The sequence below is a fragment of the Sphingomonas sp. GW821-FHT03E12 genome, assembly GCF_059420685.1.
On record NZ_JBWKUF010000002.1, the window covers coordinates 20,571 to 37,737 of the forward strand.

The 17,167-nt window shown below is 67.3% G+C and carries 18 protein-coding genes and 1 riboswitch; of the genes, 11 read left to right on the plus strand and 7 right to left on the minus strand.

The window, feature by feature from the left end; translation table 11 throughout:
- Positions 1 to 69: 69 nt before the first annotated feature.
- Positions 70 to 930, minus strand: a complete 861-nt coding sequence (locus AC07TU_RS05495) for a pirin family protein (RefSeq protein WP_495186916.1) — start codon at positions 928 to 930, stop codon at positions 70 to 72.
- Positions 931 to 1,043: 113 nt separating this feature from the next.
- Here AC07TU_RS05495 and AC07TU_RS05500 point away from each other — a divergent pair, with 113 nt between their 5' ends.
- The gene (locus AC07TU_RS05500) at positions 1,044 to 1,979 is read left to right on the plus strand and encodes a LysR substrate-binding domain-containing protein (RefSeq protein ID WP_495186917.1); all 936 of its coding nucleotides are present in this window, start codon (positions 1,044 to 1,046) and stop codon (positions 1,977 to 1,979) included.
- Here AC07TU_RS05500 and rnhA read toward each other — a convergent pair.
- From rnhA to ispH, 3 genes are read right to left on the minus strand one after another with little or no spacing between them, the layout of a single operon-like run.
- Entirely contained in the window at positions 1,976 to 2,419 is a 444-nt protein-coding gene (gene rnhA / locus AC07TU_RS05505; RefSeq protein ID WP_495186918.1) for a ribonuclease HI, read from the minus strand. The two genes, AC07TU_RS05500 and rnhA, sit on opposite strands and share 4 nt — an antisense overlap.
- Positions 2,416 to 3,375 carry a homoserine kinase gene (gene thrB / locus AC07TU_RS05510; RefSeq protein WP_495186919.1) on the minus strand — a complete coding sequence of 320 codons (960 nt, stop codon included), beginning with the start codon at positions 3,373 to 3,375 and terminating at the stop codon, positions 2,416 to 2,418. Before thrB ends, rnhA begins: the two co-directional genes overlap by 4 nt.
- A 3-nt stretch (positions 3,376 to 3,378) precedes the next feature.
- Positions 3,379 to 4,332, minus strand: a complete 954-nt coding sequence (gene ispH, locus AC07TU_RS05515; protein ID WP_495186920.1) for a 4-hydroxy-3-methylbut-2-enyl diphosphate reductase — start codon at positions 4,330 to 4,332, stop codon at positions 3,379 to 3,381.
- 116 nt (positions 4,333 to 4,448) lie between these two features.
- Here ispH and AC07TU_RS05520 point away from each other — a divergent pair, with 116 nt between their 5' ends.
- The 7 genes from AC07TU_RS05520 to AC07TU_RS05550 all read left to right on the plus strand — a co-directional run bounded on the left by AC07TU_RS05520 (position 4,449) and on the right by AC07TU_RS05550 (position 12,029).
- Positions 4,449 to 5,087 (plus strand): hypothetical protein, encoded by a 639-nt coding sequence (locus tag AC07TU_RS05520; RefSeq protein ID WP_495186921.1) that lies wholly within the window; start codon positions 4,449 to 4,451, stop codon positions 5,085 to 5,087.
- 255 nt (positions 5,088 to 5,342) lie between these two features.
- A riboswitch (glycine riboswitch) is annotated at positions 5,343 to 5,481 on the plus strand.
- 156 nt (positions 5,482 to 5,637) lie between these two features.
- Positions 5,638 to 6,786: a glycine cleavage system aminomethyltransferase GcvT gene (gene gcvT / locus AC07TU_RS05525; RefSeq protein WP_495186922.1), complete on the plus strand. Its 1,149-nt coding sequence runs from the start codon at positions 5,638 to 5,640 to the stop codon at positions 6,784 to 6,786.
- On the plus strand, positions 6,783 to 7,154 hold the full coding sequence (gene gcvH, locus AC07TU_RS05530; protein WP_495186923.1) for a glycine cleavage system protein GcvH: 372 nt from the start codon (positions 6,783 to 6,785) through the stop codon (positions 7,152 to 7,154). Before gcvT ends, gcvH begins: the two co-directional genes overlap by 4 nt.
- A 148-nt stretch (positions 7,155 to 7,302) precedes the next feature.
- Positions 7,303 to 8,661 carry an aminomethyl-transferring glycine dehydrogenase subunit GcvPA gene (gcvPA, locus tag AC07TU_RS05535; protein WP_495186924.1) on the plus strand — a complete coding sequence of 453 codons (1,359 nt, stop codon included), beginning with the start codon at positions 7,303 to 7,305 and terminating at the stop codon, positions 8,659 to 8,661.
- On the plus strand, positions 8,658 to 10,226 hold the full coding sequence (gene gcvPB / locus AC07TU_RS05540) for an aminomethyl-transferring glycine dehydrogenase subunit GcvPB (RefSeq protein WP_495186925.1): 1,569 nt from the start codon (positions 8,658 to 8,660) through the stop codon (positions 10,224 to 10,226). The genes gcvPA and gcvPB overlap by 4 nt, the downstream gene beginning before the upstream one ends.
- 58 nt (positions 10,227 to 10,284) lie before the next feature.
- On the plus strand, positions 10,285 to 11,397 hold the full coding sequence (locus AC07TU_RS05545; RefSeq protein WP_495186926.1) for a serine hydrolase domain-containing protein: 1,113 nt from the start codon (positions 10,285 to 10,287) through the stop codon (positions 11,395 to 11,397).
- A 2-nt stretch (positions 11,398 to 11,399) separates the two neighbouring features.
- Positions 11,400 to 12,029 carry a DUF938 domain-containing protein gene (locus AC07TU_RS05550; protein ID WP_495186927.1) on the plus strand — a complete coding sequence of 210 codons (630 nt, stop codon included), beginning with the start codon at positions 11,400 to 11,402 and terminating at the stop codon, positions 12,027 to 12,029.
- On the opposite strand, the gene AC07TU_RS05555 is transcribed toward AC07TU_RS05550, so the two are convergent.
- On the minus strand, positions 12,026 to 12,937 hold the full coding sequence (locus AC07TU_RS05555; protein ID WP_495186928.1) for a DMT family transporter: 912 nt from the start codon (positions 12,935 to 12,937) through the stop codon (positions 12,026 to 12,028). The genes AC07TU_RS05550 and AC07TU_RS05555 overlap by 4 nt on opposite strands.
- 85 nt (positions 12,938 to 13,022) lie before the next feature.
- Between AC07TU_RS05555 and AC07TU_RS05560 the strand changes: the two genes are divergently transcribed.
- From AC07TU_RS05560 to AC07TU_RS05570, 3 genes are all read left to right on the plus strand, one after another.
- On the plus strand, positions 13,023 to 14,558 hold the full coding sequence (locus AC07TU_RS05560) for an aminoacyl--tRNA ligase-related protein (RefSeq protein ID WP_495186929.1): 1,536 nt from the start codon (positions 13,023 to 13,025) through the stop codon (positions 14,556 to 14,558).
- A 75-nt stretch (positions 14,559 to 14,633) separates the two neighbouring features.
- Complete coding sequence (locus tag AC07TU_RS05565; protein WP_495186930.1) at positions 14,634 to 14,981, plus strand: DUF6152 family protein; 348 nt, start codon at positions 14,634 to 14,636, stop codon at positions 14,979 to 14,981.
- Positions 14,982 to 14,999: 18 nt separating this feature from the next.
- Entirely contained in the window at positions 15,000 to 15,476 is a 477-nt protein-coding gene (locus AC07TU_RS05570) for a DUF6644 family protein (RefSeq protein ID WP_495187662.1), read from the plus strand.
- A 45-nt stretch (positions 15,477 to 15,521) separates the two neighbouring features.
- Here the strand turns inward: AC07TU_RS05570 and AC07TU_RS05575 are convergent, their stop codons facing one another.
- Together AC07TU_RS05575 and glpD are read right to left on the minus strand one after the other, a co-directional pair.
- Complete coding sequence (locus AC07TU_RS05575; protein ID WP_495186931.1) at positions 15,522 to 15,851, minus strand: hypothetical protein; 330 nt, start codon at positions 15,849 to 15,851, stop codon at positions 15,522 to 15,524.
- Positions 15,852 to 16,023: 172 nt separating this feature from the next.
- Positions 16,024 to 17,157, minus strand: coding sequence for a glycerol-3-phosphate dehydrogenase (gene glpD / locus AC07TU_RS05580; protein ID WP_495186932.1), 1,134 nt, complete (start codon positions 17,155 to 17,157; stop codon positions 16,024 to 16,026).
- Positions 17,158 to 17,167: the final 10 nt, after the last annotated feature.

Genomic DNA, 17,167 nt, shown 5'->3' on the forward strand with positions numbered 1-17,167 from the left:
GGACGCCAAGCCGTCCAGGGAAAGGGGGACCCGGCTCCCTGAGGGGGAAAGAGGGGAGCCGGGTCCGCGTCAGGCCGCGGCGAACCTGCCGCTGTTGAAGTCGTCGATCGCCTGACGGATCTCCGCTTCGGTGTTCATCACGAACGGGCCGTAGCCCGCGATCGGCTCGTCGATCGGCTCGCCGGTGAGGACGAGGATCATTGCATCGCCGTCCGCATGGATCGCGACGCCGTCGCCCTCGCGGCTGAGCAGCAGCATCTCCGCCTCGCGCACGCCCTCGCTGCCGTTGACGGTGACATGGCCGCCGAGCACCACGAGCATCGCGGTGTGCCCCTCGGGCAGGTCGAGCGTCAGGTCGGCGTCGCGGTTGAGGCGCACGTCCCAGACGTTGATCGGGGTGAAGGTCCGTGCAGGTCCCTTCGCGCCGAGCAGTTCGCCTGCGATCACCCGGGCAAGGCCAGTGCCGCCGGGCAACTCGACGGTCGGGATGTCCGCCGCGGTGATGCCCTGATATCCGCCCGGTGCCATCTTGTCCTTCGCAGGCAGGTTGACCCAGAGCTGGACCATGCGGAACGGGCCGCCGGTCTTGCCGAACGCCGGGGAGTGATACTCCTCGTGCAGGATCCCGCCTGCGGCGGTCATCCACTGGACGTCGCCGGGGCCGATGATGCCGCCGTTGCCGGCCGAATCCTTGTGCTCGACCTCACCGTCATAGACGATCGTGACCGTCTCGAACCCGCGATGCGGATGCTGGCCGACGCCGCGCCGGTCGGTGGTCGGCGCGAAATTATACGGGCCCGCATAGTCGAGCAGCAGGAAGGGGCTCACCTGGCCGCCGAGGCTGTTGTACGAGAAGAGCGAGCGGACCGGAAAGCCATCGCCGACCCAATGCTGGTTCGGGTTGCTGTAGGTGCCGAGGATCGTCTTCATGGTGTCTCTCCTGCGCCCTCCGAGGGGAGTGCGCCTGTTGGAGAACACAATAATCATGAGACAATCAGCGCAGAAGATTGTGAAAACGGACTCAGCGTCCTAGAAATAGGACGATGCAGGATCTCAACGACCTCTATCTCTTCGTCCAGGCGGTCGATCATGGCGGTTTCGCCGCGGCGGCGCGGGCGCTGGGGATGCAGAAGTCGAAGCTCAGCCGGCGCATCGGACTGCTCGAGGAGCGGCTGGGCGTCAGGCTGATCCAGCGATCGACCCGCCGCTTCTCCGTCACCGAGATCGGCCGCGAATATTACCGCCACTGCGTCGCCATGCTGGTCGAGGCCGAGGCCGCGCAGATGGCGATCGATCAGTCCCGCGCGACGCCCCGCGGCGTCATCCGGCTGAGTTGTCCCACCGGCCTGATCGCGTTCCAGTTCGGGGAGCTGTTCGGGCGCTTCATGGCGCTTCACCCCGAAGTCGAGCTGCATGTCGAAAGCACCAACCGCCGCGTCGACGTGATCGGCGAAGGATTCGATCTTGCAATCCGCGTCCGCCCGCCGCCGCTCACCGAGAGCGAGCTGGTGATGCGCCGCTTCGACGAGCGCACGATCCGGATCGTCGCGGCGCCCGAGCTATTGCGGACCCGCAGCATCGCGCTGCCCGCCGATCTTGCCGGCTTGCCCAGCCTGGATTTCGGTCCGGCTGGAGGCGAGCATCGCTGGCGCTTGATCCATACCGATGGCAGCGTGGCCGAGGTGCGTCACCAGCCGCGGCTGGTGACCGACGACATGGCGGCATTGCGCGCCGCCGCGATCGCGGGTGCCGGTGCGGTCCGGCTTCCGACTCTGGTCGTGTGGGACGATCTTCAGAGCGGGCGGCTGGCTACGGTGTTACCGGACTGGCGGCCGGCGAACGAGATCGTCCATGCCGTCTTCCCGTCGCGGCGCGGGCTGCTTCCCTCGGTGCGGGCGTTGCTCGACTTTCTGGCGGACGAGTGCGGAGCGCAGCGCAGGCGGATTCCGGAATCGGGTGCCGGCGGAGCGGACCTCTAGGCCCGCAGTGCGGCATCACTCGCCAGCGTATCGGCGCGTTCGTTGTCGGGGTGGCCGGCATGGCCCTTGACCCAGACCCATTCGATCCGGTGCGGCTTGGCCGCGTCGAGCAGCTGCTGCCACAGATCGGCGTTCTTGACGGGCTTCTTGTCGGCGGTCTTCCAGCCGTTGCGCTGCCAGCCTTTGATCCATTTGGTCAGGCCGTCCATGACGTAGCGGCTGTCGGTCGACAGCTTGACCCGGCACGGCTTCTTGAGCGCGTTGAGGCCCTGGATCGCCGCCATCAGCTCCATGCGGTTGTTGGTCGTGTGCGCTTCGCTGCCCGACAGTTCCTTCTCTGTGCTACCCATGCGCAGTAGCACGCCCCAGCCGCCGCGGCCGGGATTGCCCTTGCACGCGCCATCGGTGGCGATTTCGACCAGCGGCATTTCTTCGGTCATGCGACGTGCTTCACCAGTGCCGGATCATAGTGCTTGAGCCTGCGGACATAGGCGAGCGGGTCCTTGCGCATTACCAGCGCGTCGGCCGGGGTGTTGAGCCAGTCCCATGCGCGGGAGAGCGCGAAGCGGATGCAGGCGCCGCTGGCGAGCATAGTGAACTTGCCGCGCTCGAAATCGGTGAGCGGGAAGCGGCTTTCATAGCCGCGGATCAGGGCGTCGCCGATCGCGGCATCGTAGTTGCGGCCATGCGCGTCGAAGCTCCATGCGCTGTGCATGACGGCCAGATCGTAGACCCGGATGTCGGTGCAGGCGAAATAGAAGTCGATCAGACCCGTCACCTGATCGCCGCGCATCAGGACATTGTCGGGGAAGAGGTCGGCATGGATCGCGCATTGATCGAACGGCTCGGTCCACCAGTCGCTGGTCACGTCCTCGATCGCAAAGCCGAGAGCGTCGTACAGACCGGGCGCGATCTCATCCAAGCTGCGGCCGCATTTGTCGAAGAGCGGTTCCCAGCTGGCAAAGCCCATCGAGTTGGGCCGGTCGAGTTCGAAATCGGCGACCGCGGCGTGCATCTCCGCCATCGCGCGCGCCGCTGCCTCGGCCTGGGCCGGGGTGGGGTGCGAGAGCGAGACGCCCGACAGGAACTTGATCAGGCATGCCGGGCGGCCGTTCAGCTCCTGAATCTCGACGCCGTTCCGATCCTTGATCGCGGGCGGCACCGGCAGGCCCTTGGCGGCGAGGTGATCGAGCAGGCCCATGAAATAGGGCAGGTCGGCGGCTTCGACGCGCTTCTCGTAGAGCGTCAGGATGAAACGATCGCGCGTCGTCTCGACGAGGTAGTTGGAGTTCTCCACCCCCTCGGCGATGCCCTTGGCCGAGACCAGCTCGCCAACGTCATAGCGTGCGAGAAAACCGGCGAGCGCTTCCGCCGAGACCTGCGTGTAGACTGCCATCGGTCAGGCCGCTTCGAGGTCGCGGGGCAGTTTGAAGATGATGGTTTCCTGCGCCGTCTCGACCTGACGCTCGTTGACCTCGAAGCGGGTGGCGAGCTTGTCGACCACCTCACGCACCAGCAGCTCCGGGGCGGAGGCGCCCGCCGTGATGCCGAGCGTGCCGACGCCGCGCAGCCAGTCGAAATCGAGCTCGTCGGCACGCTGGATCAGCCGGGCGTCGGTGCCCTCGCGCTCTGCCACCTCGACCAGCCGGACCGAGTTGGACGAGTTGGGCGCGCCGATCACCAGCACCAGATCGCACGACTGGGCGATCGCGCGCACCGCGGCCTGGCGGTTGGAGGTCGCGTAGCAGATATCGTCGGCCTTCGGCGCGACGATACCGGGGAAGCGGCGCTGGAGGATCGACAGGATCGCGGCGGTATCGTCCACCGATAGCGTGGTTTGCGTCAGGAAGGCGAGGTTGTCGGGATCGGCAACCGTGACCGCTTCGGCATCCGCCTCGGTCTCGATCAGCGTCATGCTGCCCTCGGGCACCTGACCGAAGGTGCCGATCACCTCAGGGTGCCGGGCATGGCCGATGAAGAGGATGTGGCGGTCGGCGGCGACCAGCCGTTCGGCCTGGCGATGGACCTTGGACACCAAAGGGCAGGTGGCATCGAGATAGGCGAGGCCGCGGTCCTCCGCCTCGGCCGGAACCGATTTGGGCACGCCATGCGCGGAGAAGACTACCGGGACGCCGTCGGGCACCTGATCCAGCTCGTCGACGAAGATCGCGCCCTTGGCCTTGAGCGAATCCACGACGAACCGGTTGTGGACGATCTCATGCCGGACATAGACCGGGGCGCCGTGCTTTTCGATCGCGCGCTCGACGATCTGGATCGCGCGATCGACGCCCGCGCAGAAACCGCGCGGCGCGGCGATCAGGAGCTCGAGGACGGGTTTTTCGGCAATGCTCATGTCGAGGCGGCTCTACGCGATTGCTTGCGCGGGCGAAAGGCGGTTCCTATGACGGGCCGCGCCGGTTTCTTAAGCGAAGCGCGGCCGTATCAAGGTTTCAGGAAAGGTGTCCCCCCTTGCGTATCCGCAATCTGGCTCTCGCCGCGACGACGATGTTGGCACTCGCGGGCTGCGCGAAAACGGGTGACATCGCCGAAGGCGGCATCACTCAGGTCCGTTCGGCCTGCCCGCGCGTGGGCGTGGCGGCGCATACCGGGGACGTCACCCTGTTCAATTCGCCGACCAGCCGCGACGCCAATGCGATCGATGTGACGGCGGTGCTGACCAACGTCACCTCGGTCTGTGACGACGCCGCCGAGAACATCCAGACGACGATCAATTTCGAGGTGCTGGGCAGCCGCCGTTTCGGCAGCGAAGCGCGTCAGGTGACGCTGCCTTATTATGTCGCGGTGGTGCAGGGCGGCAGCTCGGTCGTGTCGAAGCGGCTGGGGCAGGTGACGCTGAACTTCGCCGAGGGCCAGAGCCGCGCGTCGGCGACGGGCACCGGCTATGCGATCGTATCGCGTTCGGCCGCGACGCTTCCGGACGATATCCGCAAACAGATCCTCGCCAAGCGCAAGGCGGGCGACGAGACCGCGGCGGTCGATCCGCTCGCCCGGCCGGAAGTGCGCCAGGCGGTGCTGCGCGCGACGTTCGAGGCGCTGGTCGGCTTCCAGCTGACCGACGAGCAGCTCAAGTACAACGCGACGCGCTGAGTTTTCAGGCGCCGCTCGCGCGGCGCGCGGTTCCAGCCAGTGTTCGGGTGAACAGCGCCCCGCGCTGTTCAGGCCATGCCGGGGGCATGGCCGACCCAACACTCCCCCACCCGGCCACCCACTTCAGGGTATCTTTGATGGGTGGCCGGGTGGGGGAGCGGGCTGGAACCGCAAACACGTGGACAAACCAACATCGCGATTGACTCGCTTGGTCCGCCGCAGCAGATGGGACGGGTCAGCAGCGGGCAACCGTTGAAGGCACGCGCGGGAGAGTTGGGGTGGGCGCACCCAAATCGTAGCTGGCTTGCCAGCGGTCCGATTTGGGCAACAAACACCCCCGCCGAAGGAGCAACCGCCCCGGAATCTCTCAGGCACCCAGGACCGCGCGGGGCCACGACACTCTGGAAAGCGCGCGGGCGAATGTCCGGGCCACCGAAGGGGTAACCCCGGACCTGATCCGGGGGAAAGCTCTCAGGTTCCGTGACAGAGGGGGCGACGGTAAGATGCCGCATCCTGCGGCGATTCCGTCGATTCCTTTGGAGACCGGACCATGAGCGACGCCGCAGAAGCCCCCGAAGCCGAAATCACCGAGGAACTGGCGCTGCTGCCTCTGGACGCATGGCACCGCGCCAAGGGCGGACGGATGGTGCCGTTCGCGGGCTATGAGATGCCGGTCCAGTATGAAGGCATCATGGCCGAACATCTGTGGGTCCGCGAGAGTGCGGGCCTGTTCGATGTCTCGCACATGGGCCAGCTGTTCCTGTCGGGCGAAGGGCTTGACGCGGCGCTCGAGGCGCTGATCCCCGCCGATGTCACCGGCGTGAAGGTCAACGGGCAGAAATATTCGCTGCTGCTCGCCGAGAATGGCGGAATCCTGGACGACCTGATGTTCACCCGCTGGGAAGACGGTCTGTACATGGTCGTCAACGGCGCGTGCAAATGGGACGATATCGCCCATCTGCGCGAGCATCTGGCCGACGAGATCGAGATCAACCACATGGACGAGCATGCGCTGCTCGCGCTGCAGGGGCCGAAGGCGATCGATGCGCTGAGCCGCGTTGTGCCGGGCGTCGACGCGCTGATCTTCATGCGCGGCGGGCGGTTCGACTGGAACGGCACCAGCCTGTGGATCAGCCGGTCGGGCTATACCGGTGAGGACGGGTTCGAGATTTCGGTCGAGGCGGACAAGGCCGCGGCGCTGGCCGATGCGCTGACCGCGCAGCCCGAAGTGAAGCCGATCGGTCTGGGCGCGCGCGATTCGCTGCGGCTCGAGGCGGATCTGCCGCTGTACGGTCATGACCTCGACACCGACACGACGCCGATCATGGCGGCGCTGAACTTCGCGGTCGCGAGCAAGCGCCGGCGCGAGGAAGCCAATTTCCCGGGCGCCGAGCGCATCCTGCTTGAGCGCGAGCAGGGCGCGATCCAGCGCCGCGTCGGCCTGATCGTCGAAGGACGCCAGCCGGTGCGCGAAGGCGCGCTGGTGCTCGATGATGAGGGCAACGAGGTCGGCCGCGTCACCAGCGGCGGCTTTGCCCCGACCGTGCAGAAGCCGATCGCGATGGCCTATGTGCCGGTCGCGATGGCTGAGGTCGGTACCCGCGTGACGCTGAGCCAGCGCGGCAAGATTCATCATGGCGAAGTGGTCCCCATGCCCTTCGTCGCTCACCGTTACGTCCGTGAGGGAGGACCCAAATGAGCCGTTATTTCACCGAAGATCATGAGTGGATCGAACTCGACGGCGAGATCGCGACCGTCGGCATCACCGACTATGCGCAGAGCCAGCTCGGCGACATCGTGTTCGTCGAGGTGCCCGATGAGGGCAAGCAGGTGAGCAAGGGCGACGACGCCGCAGTGGTCGAGAGCGTCAAGGCCGCGAGCGATGTCTATGCCCCCGTTTCGGGCACGATCGTCGAGGGTAACCCGGCGCTGGCCGACGAGCCCGCGCTGGTGAACGAGGACCCCGAGGGCGAGGGCTGGTTCTTCAAGATGACCCTGTCCGACACCGGCGAGCTCGACGGCCTGATGGACGAGGGCAAGTATCAGGACTTCGTCTCGAAGCTTTGATTTTCGCCGTCATGCCGGCCCTGTGCCGGCATCCACGGTGCCGCGGGCGATGGGCAAGAAGCTCAAGGGCGTTCCGCGCGGCACGGTGGACCCCGGCACGAGGCCGGGGTGACGGTTTTGGTTAGTGGCCAGCGGCCGGAGAACTCAATTGCGCTATCTTCCCCTGACTCCCAACGACCGGCAGGCGATGCTCGCCGCGGTCGGCGCGGCGGCGATCGACGATCTGTTCGTCGATGTGCCCGAAAGCGCCCGTTTGAGCGGCCCGATCGCGGGGCTGCCGCCGCACGCCAGCGAACTGGCGGTCGAGCGGCACATGACCGCACTGGCCCGCAAGAATCTGTCGGCGGGGGAAGCGCCCTTCTTCCTCGGTTGCGGCGCGTATCGCCATCATGTGCCGGCGAGCGTCGACCACATCATCCAGCGCGGCGAGTTCCTGACCGCCTACACGCCGTACCAGCCCGAGATCGCGCAGGGCACGCTGCAGGTGATGTTCGAGTTCCAGACGCAGGTCGCGCGCCTGCTGGGCACCGATGTCGCCAACGCGTCGATGTATGACGGATCGACCGCGTGCTGGGAGGCGATCGGCATGGCGCGGCGCATCACCAAGCGCGCCAAGGCGATCCTGTCGGGCGGGCTGCACCCGCATTATGTCTCGGTCGCCAACACGATGGCGAAATATACCGGCGACCAGCTGGTGACGGCGCTGCCCGAGCTGACCGCCGAGCCGGATACGGACAAGCTCATCGGCATGATCGACGACGAGACCTCGTGTGTCGTCGTCCAGTATCCCGACATCCTCGGCCGCATTTCGGACCTGTCCGACCTTGCCGCCGCCTGCCAGGCCAAGAAGGCGCTGCTGGTTGCCGTCGTCACCGAGCCGGTGGCGCTGGGCGCGATCAAGTCGCCGGGCGAGATGGGCGCGGACATCGTCGTCGGCGAAGGCCAGTCGATCGGCGTCGGCCTGCAGTTCGGTGGCCCTTATGTGGGCCTGTTCGGCTGCAAGGAAAAATACGTTCGCCAGATGCCGGGCCGCCTCACCGGCGAGACGGTCGATGCCGAGGGCAAGCGCGGCTTCGTGCTGACGCTGTCGACCCGCGAGCAGCATATCCGCCGCGAAAAGGCGACGTCGAACATCTGCACCAGCTCGGTGCTGTGCGCACTCGCCTGGTCGATCCACATGACCCTGCTGGGCGAGAAGGGGCTGCGGCAGCTTGCCGCGCTCAACCATGCGGGCGCGAGCGCGGCGGCGGATCGTCTGGCCAAGGTGCCAGGGGTCGAGCTGGTGACGCCGGCCTTCTTCAACGAGTTCACGCTGAAGCTGTCGAAGGAAGCGCGCCCGATCGTGCGCGAGCTGGCCGACAGGGGCATCCTTGCGGGCGTGTCGCTGGGCCGCCTCTATCCGGGTGCGGACGCACTGGCCAATGGCCTGGTCGTCGCGGTCACCGAAACCACCACCGCGGAGGACGTCGAGACGCTTGCCGCCGCGCTTCAGGAGGTGCTGGCATGAGCATCAACCAGTCCGGATGGCGCCCCGAGATGAATGCCGGCGAGCGCAGCGACAGCGCGACCTTTACAGGCAACCGCGCGCTGATGCTCGACGAGGCGCTGATCTTCGAGATCGGCTCGCTCGACACCACGGGCGTCGATTTCGCCGAGGCGCCCAAGGCGGCGTCGCGGATCGGCGGCCTTGCACGTAACAAGGATATCGGCCTGCCCGGCCTGTCCGAGCCGGAAGCGGTGCGCCATTACACGCGCCTGTCCCGCCAGAATTATGCGATCGACCTGGGCCTGTTCCCGCTCGGCAGCTGCACGATGAAGCACAATCCGCGCCTCAACGAGCGGATGGCCCGGCTTCCCGGCTTCGCCGACGTCCACCCGCTGCAGCCGGTCGACACGGTGCAGGGCGCGTTCGAGGTGATCCACCAGCTCGCCCACTGGCTGACGACGCTGACCGGCATGCATTCGGTCGCGATGTCGCCCAAGGCGGGCGCGCATGGCGAGCTGTGCGGCGTGCTGGCGATCCGTGCGGCGCTCGACGCCAAGGGCGAGCAGGCGCGCAAGGTGCTGCTGGTGCCCGAGAGCGCGCACGGCACCAACCCGGCGACCGCGGCGTTCGCGGGCTTCACCGTCGAGGATATTCCGGCGACCGAGGCCGGGCGCGTCGATCTGGAAGCGCTCAAGGCGCGGCTGGGGCCGGACGTGGCGGGGGTGATGATCACCAACCCGAACACCTGCGGGCTGTTCGAGCCGGACATGAAGGCGATCAGCGATGCGGTCCACGCGGCGGGCGGATACGTCTATTGCGACGGCGCCAACTTCAACGCGATCGTCGGCCGGGTCCGCCCCGGCGACCTGGGCATCGACGCGATGCACATCAACCTGCACAAGACCTTCTCGACCCCGCATGGCGGCGGCGGGCCGGGTTCGGGGCCGGTGGTGCTGTCGGCGGCGCTGGCGCCCTATGCGCCGCTGCCGTTCGTCGAGAAGCAGGGCGACCGCTTCGAGCTGATCGAGGAAGAGACTGCGGGTGAGCATCATGCCGACAGCTTCGGCCGGATGGTGTCGTTCCATGGCCAGATGGGCATGTTCACGCGCGCGCTGACGTACATCCTCAGCCACGGCGCGGATGGCCTGAAGCAGGTCGCCGAGGATTCGGTGCTCAACGCCAATTACGTGCTGCGCGCGCTGGAAGACGTGCTCGACGCGCCCTTCGCCAAGAGCGGGCCGTGCATGCATGAGGCGATCTTCAGCGACAAGGGACTGCCCGAGGGCTTCTCGACGCTCGACGTCGCCAAGGGGCTGATCGACGAGGGCTTCCACCCGATGACGGTCTATTTCCCGCTGGTGGTGCACGGCGCGATGCTGGTCGAGCCGACCGAGACCGAGAGCAAGGCCGCGCTGGACCAGTTCATCGGCGCGTTCCGTTCGGTCGCCGAGCGGGCCAAGGCGGGCGACGCTGCGCTCAAGTCAGCGCCGCACTTCGCGCCGCGCCGCCGCCTCGACGAGACCCAGGCCGCGCGCAAGCCGGTGCTGGTGTGGAAGGAACCGGCGCAGGCCGAAGCGGCGGAATAGCCGCGAGATGACAAGCCCCCTGTTTTGCCTAGTCTGGGGCGAAACAGGGGGACGTCGCATGATTCGCCGGGTTCTGATCTTCGCCGCGCTGCTGTTCGCGGCGCCATCCTACGCACAGCCCGCCGGCGACGCGGCCAAGCTCGCCGAGTTCAAGGCGTTCGCGACCGAGTTCCGCAAGGAGCGCGCGGTGCTCAGCCTGTCCTACGCCATCGTCAAGGACGGCAAGATCGTTGCGGCCGAGGGGATCGGCTGGCAGGATCATGATGCCGAGGAGCGGACGACCGGGGATACGAGCTATCTCGTCGCGTCGATCACCAAGACCTTCACCGGCGCGACCTTGCTGCAGATGGACGCGGACAAGATCATCCGCCTCGACGACGATTTCACGACGCTGTCCGACTGGAAGGCGCGGTGCGACCGGCTGACCAAGAGCGGCAACATGTTCGGCGGCGGGGTGAAGCTGGAGGACGGCTATGTCCCGCCCAAGCTCGACTGCGCGGCGAAGATCAGCGTGCGGCAGGTGCTGCAGATGCGCGTGCTGGGCACGCCGGGCAGCAACTTCATGTATAATCCGGTGGTGTTCGGGCGGTTGGCCAACTGGGTGGAAGAAAAGACCGGCAAGCCGCTGGAGCATTGGGTGCGGCTCTATGTGCTCGACAAGGCGGGGTTGAAGGACATCGCCGCGGGCTGGCGCGACCCCAAGGGCGGTGCGGCCTTGCTCAACCTCGCCCCGCCCTTCACCAGCGGCAAGAACGGGTGGGACAGCCTGGCGCCGACGCCGCTGCCCAATCCCGAGATGAACGCGTCGAGCGGGATCATCGCCAGCGCGCGGAGCCTGGCGGAATATTCGCTGGCGCTCGATCAGGGGCGGATCCTGTCACCCGCGCTGCGCAAGACCATGTGGACGCCGCCGACCGATCCCGATAGCAAACCCGCCGGCTATGCCTATGGCTGGTGGACGCAGAGCTGGCGCGGGCAGCAAGTGGTTTGGCATGGCGGCTGGTGGCCCGACGCCTATGCCGGTCTGTTGCTCAAGGTGCCGGGCAAGGGGCTGACTTTGGTCGTGCTGGGCAATACCGACGGCGTGCACTGGGGTAATCGTCCGCAGGTGGCGGAGGTCGAGAAGAGCCCGTTGGCGCTCAAGTTCCTCGAGCTGTTCGCAGCGAACTGACGATGGCCGACCCGACGCCCTGGATCGCCGCCGAGGATAGAGGCGCGGCGCGCAAGCATGCCCCCGCGACCTTGCGCAACCGCGAGGCGATCGCGGTGGTGCTGGCGCAGGTGCTGCCGGAAACGGGACTGGTGCTGGAGGTGGCGAGCGGGAGCGGGGAGCATTGCGCCTTTTTCGCGGAACGGTTTCCTGATCTCCGCTGGCAGCCGAGCGATCCCGAGCCGTCGGCGCTGACCTCGATCGCGTCGTGGTGCGCGGGGCTGGGCAATGTCGCCGCGCCGGTGGCGATCGATGCGGCCGCGGCGGGCTGGCCGGTCGAGCGCGCCGATGCGCTGCTGTGCATCAACATGGTGCATATCAGCCCGTGGGAAGCGACTTTGGGGTTGCTCGACGGCGCGGCGAGGATGTTGCCGGAGGGTGCGCCGCTGATCCTCTACGGGCCGTATCGCCGTGCGGAGGTGGAGACGGCGCCGTCCAATGAAGCGTTCGATGCGTCGCTCAAGGCGCGCGATCCGCGATGGGGGTTGCGTGACGTGGCCGATGTCACCGCAGCTGCAGGCGCGCGCAGCGTGTCGTTCGAGCGGCTGGTCGAGATGCCTGCCAACAATATCGTGCTGGTCTATCGCCGCTAGGTCGCGGGCTCGTCCGCCGTAGTCACCGGCGTGGCGCGGACGAGGCCGCGCCGCCGCTCGCGCCAGACAATGTAGAGCCCGCTTGCGATGATGATCGGCGCGCCCACCCAGGTCCATGGGCCGGGCAGCGCGCCGAACAGCAGATAGCCGTAGAGCGTCGCCCAGATCAGGCTGGAATAGTCCATCGGCACCACGGTCGAGACCGGAGCGAAGCGCAGCGCGGCGGTCAGCGCGAGCTGCGCGGCGCCGCCGACGATGCCGATCAGGATCAGCAGCGCGAAGGTCTGCCAGTCGTGCGGCGCGGCGACGAAGGCATAGCCGATCAGGAGCGGCGGCACCGACAGGGTCGAGAACCAGAAGACGGTGGTGGCCGGGCTTTCGGTGCGGCCCATCTGCCGCAGCTGGATCGCGACGATCGCGACGAACAGCGCAGCGGTAAGCCCGACCAGCGCGCCGCCGAGCGGAATGTGGCTGCTGCCCGGCTGAGTGACGATCAGCACGCCGATGAACCCCGCAAGGACGGCGCCCCAGCGGTGCCAGCCGGTCGGTTCCTTGAGCACCAGCGCACCGAGGATCGTGGCAAAGATCGGCACGGTGAAGCCGAACGTCGTCGCTTCGGCGAGCGGGAGCAGCAGCACCGCGCCGAAGTTGAACACCATGCCGGTGAGGCCCACCGCCGAGCGGCTGACATGCAGTCCGAAATGCCGGGTTTTCAGCGAGGCGAGGCCCGGCCCCATCATCACCCAGGCAAGGACGAAGGGGATGGCGAAGAACTGGCGGAACAACATGATCTCGACCAGATGCGCGCCGTGCGTCTCGACCAGCTTGATCAGCGCGCCCATCGTCGAGAGCATCAGGATCGCAACCAGACGCAGGCCGAGCCCGAGCATGATGCGATCCGATGACATGCACTCCCGCCTAGGAGCGCATGCCGCGGGGGGCAAGCCGCGAAGCGGGGTGACGCGCGGTTCGCGACGCGCTATCCGCCGCGCCATGATCAAGCACGCACTCAACCTCACCCGCGAAGCGGATTTCGCCGCCTGGTACCAGGCCGTCATCTCGGAAGCCGATATGGCCGAGGAATCGGGGGTGCGCGGCTGCATGGTCATGCGGCCATGGGGCTACGGCATCTGGGAGCGCATCCAGCGCCTGCTCGACGACCGGATCAAGGCCGCGGGCTATGACAATGCGTACTTCCCGCTGTTCATCCCGCTGTCCTATTTCGAGAAGGAAGCGGAGCATGTCGAAGGCTTCGCCAAGGAAATGGCGGTGGTCACGCACCACCGGCTGATCGGCGACGGCGAGGGCGGGCTGGTGCCCGATCCCGAGGCGAAGCTGGAAGAGCCGCTGGTCGTGCGGCCGACGTCGGAGACGGTGATCGGCACCGCTTTCTCGCGCTGGATCCAGTCGTGGCGCGACCTGCCCGTGCAGGTCAACCAATGGGCAAACGTCGTACGCTGGGAGATGCGCACGCGCATGTTCCTGCGCACCACCGAATTCCTGTGGCAGGAAGGCCATGCCGCCTATGCGACGCCCGAACAGGCACTGGAAGAGACGCTCAAGGCGCTGGAGATGTATCGCAGCTTTTCCGAGGACGTCGCGGCGATCCCGGTGATCGCGGGCGAGAAGCCCGAGAATGAGCGCTTCCCCGGCGCGGTCGCGACCTATTCGATCGAAGCGATGATGCAGGACGGCAAGGCGCTGCAGGCCGGCACCAGCCACTTCCTCGGCACCAATTTCGCGCACGCCCAGAACATCCGATTCCAGAATGCTTCGGGTGAGTTCGAGCATGCCAACACGATCAGCTGGGGCATGTCGACGCGCATGATCGGCGGGCTGATCATGACGCATGGCGACGATGACGGCCTGCGCGTGCCGCCGCAGCTGGCGCCGTGGCAGGTGGTGATCGTGCCGATGCTGCGCGACAGCGACGAGGACGCGGCGCTGCTGGAGTATTGCAAGGAGCTGCAGGCGCAGCTGGCCGCGCAGTCGGCGTTCGGCGAGCGGGTGCGCGTGCTGCTCGACAGCCGCGCGTCAAAGGCGGCGACCAAGCGCTGGGGCTGGGTCAAGAAGGGCGCACCGGTGGTGATCGAGGTCGGCGGCCGCGACATGGCGGGCGGCAACGTCTCGGTGATCCGCCGCGACCGGCTGTACCGCGAGGACGGCAAGCTCGACAGCGCGATCCTGGCCAAGGGCGATTTTGTCGGGCAGGCGGCAGGGCTGCTGGAAGAGATCCAGGGCGTGTTGCACGCGGAGGCGCGCGCCAAGCTGGAAGCCAACATCGTGCGCGGGGTCGACAGTTTCGACGCGCTCAAGGCCCATTTCGAGAGCCCCAACAAATATCCGGGCTGGGTCGAGGTGCAGTGGGCCAAGCCGACCGGCGAAGAGCTGGACAAGGCGGTCGAGCGGATCAAGGCGCTCAAGCTCACCTTCCGCAACGTGCCGCTCGACGCGGCACCGGCGGACGGGACCTGCATCTTCACCGGCCGCCCTGCGGTCGAGCGGATCCTGGTGGCGCGGGCTTATTGATCGAACCCGCGCGGGTGATTTGAACCGCGCGGGCGTTCGTGTGTATCTTCCCGCATCCACACCGGGAGATGAACCATGCGTACGCTCACGCTGTTCGCTGCTGCGGCCGCCGCCATCGCGCTGCCGGCCGCCGCGCATCATGGCTGGTCATCCTATGACGAGACCAAGCCGATCACGCTCGACGGGACTTTCACCCAGCTCAGCTGGGGCAATCCGCACGGCACCGCGAAGATGCGGTGGAAGGGCAAGGTCTGGGATATCGTCCTGGCGCCGACCGGGCGGATGGAGGCGCGCGGGCTGACCCAGGCCGAGGTGGCGCCGGGCAAGAAGATCGGCCTTACCGGCTATGCGCGCCGCGACGGCACCGCGGAGATGCGGATCGAGCGGGTCACCGTGAACGGCAAGACCGTCGAGCTGCGCTGAGGCGCGGGCTTGGAGGGGGTGCTTCTCGCGGCGGCCGGATGGCTCGATGCAGCCGGCATCGGCCCATGGGCGCGTGGCTCCGGACTCGTCTATCCGGTTGCGAACAGCGTCCATCTGCTCGGGCTGGTGATGCTGGTCGGCGGGATCGGCGTCGTCGATTTGCGCATTGCCGGGCTGTGGCGCAGCCTGCCCCTCGAACCGCTGTCGCGCGCGCTCACGCCGGTGGCGATCACCGGATTGCTGATCATGGTGCCGAGCGGGACTTTGTTGTTCGCGGCGGATGGGCGCTCGCTGGCGGGATCGGGCATCTTCCACGCCAAATTGGTGCTGATCGCGGTGGCGCTGATCAATGCAATGCTGTTCCGGTTGTGCTGGGGACGGCATATCGCCGGGTGGCGCGACCGGCCGCCGGGTGGCGCGCGGGCGGTCGCGCTGGCGTCGATCGCGCTGTGGCTGGCGGCGGGAACGCTGGGCCGTTGGATCGCCTATGGCTGAGCGGGGTACCGGCGGCTCGACCCGCCGGTACCCCGCCCGGACGCATCAGTTGCTCTTCACGCCGTCGAAATGGACGTCGCTCTTCAGCGTCGTGCCGGTGATGTCGTATTCGGCGTACAGGTTAGACGTGGAATCATATTCGAAGAAGGGCGATCCCGTGCGGTCGCTGCCCGCCTCGATCCAGATATAGAGCTGCATCGTGCTGCCGTCGGGGACGCCATGATCGGCCGGTGAGAACATCACCCCCTGGCCCAGCGCGATATGCCCGCCATTGCTGGATGTGTTGAAATTGCCGTTCTCGTCGATGTAGTTCGCTGCGGGCGCGCACACGAACCCGCCATTGTTCCGCAAGTAGAAGGCGCCGATCTTCTGCATGTTCTGCTTCCTTTCCCTCTGTTGCCTGCCGGGAAGGGCGCAGACGGCCTTGGGCCGGTTTCCTGCGTGCCTGTAAGCCCCCACCGGCGGCGGCGATGCTCGGCCCGGCGTCCGCTGCGCGCAACGTGAACAGGCTCCGAAACGGGGGTTTCGCGGGCGCCGCGAATGCAGGTCAGGGCAGCGGGCGGTCGCGTGTGACTGGCCGCGCCGTAACGTGCAGCGTGGGGGCGAGCTTCGCCATGGCGTGCTCGGCGAGCGCGCGCGCAGTGGTGATCTTGCCACCGAACACCGACAGGACCGGCGCGCCGCTTGTATCGGCCTCCAGCACATAGTCGCGCGTGACCTTGCGCGCCTCGCCCGCACCGTCGTCGTAGAGCGCCCGGACGCCAGACCAGGTGGCGGTGATGTCGTCAGCGGTGATCCGGTGCTTGAAATAGCGGTTCGCGGCGGCGCAGAGATAGTCGATCTCTTCCGGGGTGATCCCTGCATCGCCCGGGTGCGTCACCGGCACGTCGGTGGTGCCGATCATCGTGCCGCCGCGCCAGGGCGTCGCGAACACGATCCGGCGGTCGGGCTGTTGCAGGATATAGGCCTGGTCGCCTTCCCACAGCGGCGGCACGACGATGTGGCTGCCCTTGATGAGCTGAAGCCCGCTGTCGCTTTGGATCCGGATCCTGCTCAGAAAGTCCTTCACCCATGGCCCGGTGGCGTTGACGATGGCGCGTGCTTCGACGCTACGCCCATCGCTGAGGGAGACGGTCCAGCTCGCCCCGCCACGCTCCGCACCGGTGACGCCGATGCCGGTCTCGATCTGCGCGCCATTGGCGATGGCGTCGGCGGCGTTGGCGCGGACCAGAGCGGCGTCGTCGACCTGTGCGTCCCAATAGAGGAAGCCGCCGACGTTATGCGCGATCGGGGCAAGGCGGGGATCGTCGCGGCGCAGCGCCCGCGAGCGGGGCAGCGACGAGCCGAGGCCGAGCAGATCGTAGAGGTAAAGCCCGGCACGGACCATCCACCAGGGACGGACGCTGTGCGCATGCGGCAGCACGAACGCCATCGGGTGAATGAGGTGCGGCGCGGTGGCGAGCATCCGTTCGCGCTCGCGCAGCGCCTCATGCACCAGGCGGAACTCATAGGTTTCGAGGTAGCGCAGCCCGCCATGGATCAGCTTGCTGGAGGCCGAGGAGGTGTGGGCGGCAAGGGCGTCCTTCTCGACCAGCAGCACAGACAGGCCGAGCAGCGAAGCCTCGCGCGCGATCGCGCAGCCGTTGATGCCGCCGCCGGCGATGAGAAGGTCGTAGGTCACGCCCCAGCCT

Excerpts from the sequence above, each read along its gene's own strand:
- gcvT (WP_495186922.1), top strand. The coding sequence starts at position 5,638 with ATGAGCGACGCCGCAGAAGCCCCCGAAGCCGAAATCACCGAGGAACTG.
- rnhA (WP_495186918.1), bottom strand. The coding sequence starts at position 2,419 with ATGACCGAAGAAATGCCGCTGGTCGAAATCGCCACCGATGGCGCGTGC.
- AC07TU_RS05560 (WP_495186929.1), top strand. The coding sequence starts at position 13,023 with ATGATCAAGCACGCACTCAACCTCACCCGCGAAGCGGATTTCGCCGCC.
- AC07TU_RS05495 (WP_495186916.1), bottom strand. The coding sequence starts at position 930 with ATGAAGACGATCCTCGGCACCTACAGCAACCCGAACCAGCATTGGGTC.
- thrB (WP_495186919.1), bottom strand. The coding sequence starts at position 3,375 with ATGGCAGTCTACACGCAGGTCTCGGCGGAAGCGCTCGCCGGTTTTCTC.
- AC07TU_RS05555 (WP_495186928.1), bottom strand. The coding sequence starts at position 12,937 with ATGTCATCGGATCGCATCATGCTCGGGCTCGGCCTGCGTCTGGTTGCG.
- ispH (WP_495186920.1), bottom strand. The coding sequence starts at position 4,332 with ATGAGCATTGCCGAAAAACCCGTCCTCGAGCTCCTGATCGCCGCGCCG.
- AC07TU_RS05545 (WP_495186926.1), top strand. The coding sequence starts at position 10,285 with ATGATTCGCCGGGTTCTGATCTTCGCCGCGCTGCTGTTCGCGGCGCCA.
- AC07TU_RS05550 (WP_495186927.1), top strand. The coding sequence starts at position 11,400 with ATGGCCGACCCGACGCCCTGGATCGCCGCCGAGGATAGAGGCGCGGCG.
- AC07TU_RS05565 (WP_495186930.1), top strand. The coding sequence starts at position 14,634 with ATGCGTACGCTCACGCTGTTCGCTGCTGCGGCCGCCGCCATCGCGCTG.
- AC07TU_RS05575 (WP_495186931.1), bottom strand. The coding sequence starts at position 15,851 with ATGCAGAAGATCGGCGCCTTCTACTTGCGGAACAATGGCGGGTTCGTG.
- gcvPB (WP_495186925.1), top strand. The coding sequence starts at position 8,658 with ATGAGCATCAACCAGTCCGGATGGCGCCCCGAGATGAATGCCGGCGAG.
- gcvH (WP_495186923.1), top strand. The coding sequence starts at position 6,783 with ATGAGCCGTTATTTCACCGAAGATCATGAGTGGATCGAACTCGACGGC.
- AC07TU_RS05500 (WP_495186917.1), top strand. The coding sequence starts at position 1,044 with ATGCAGGATCTCAACGACCTCTATCTCTTCGTCCAGGCGGTCGATCAT.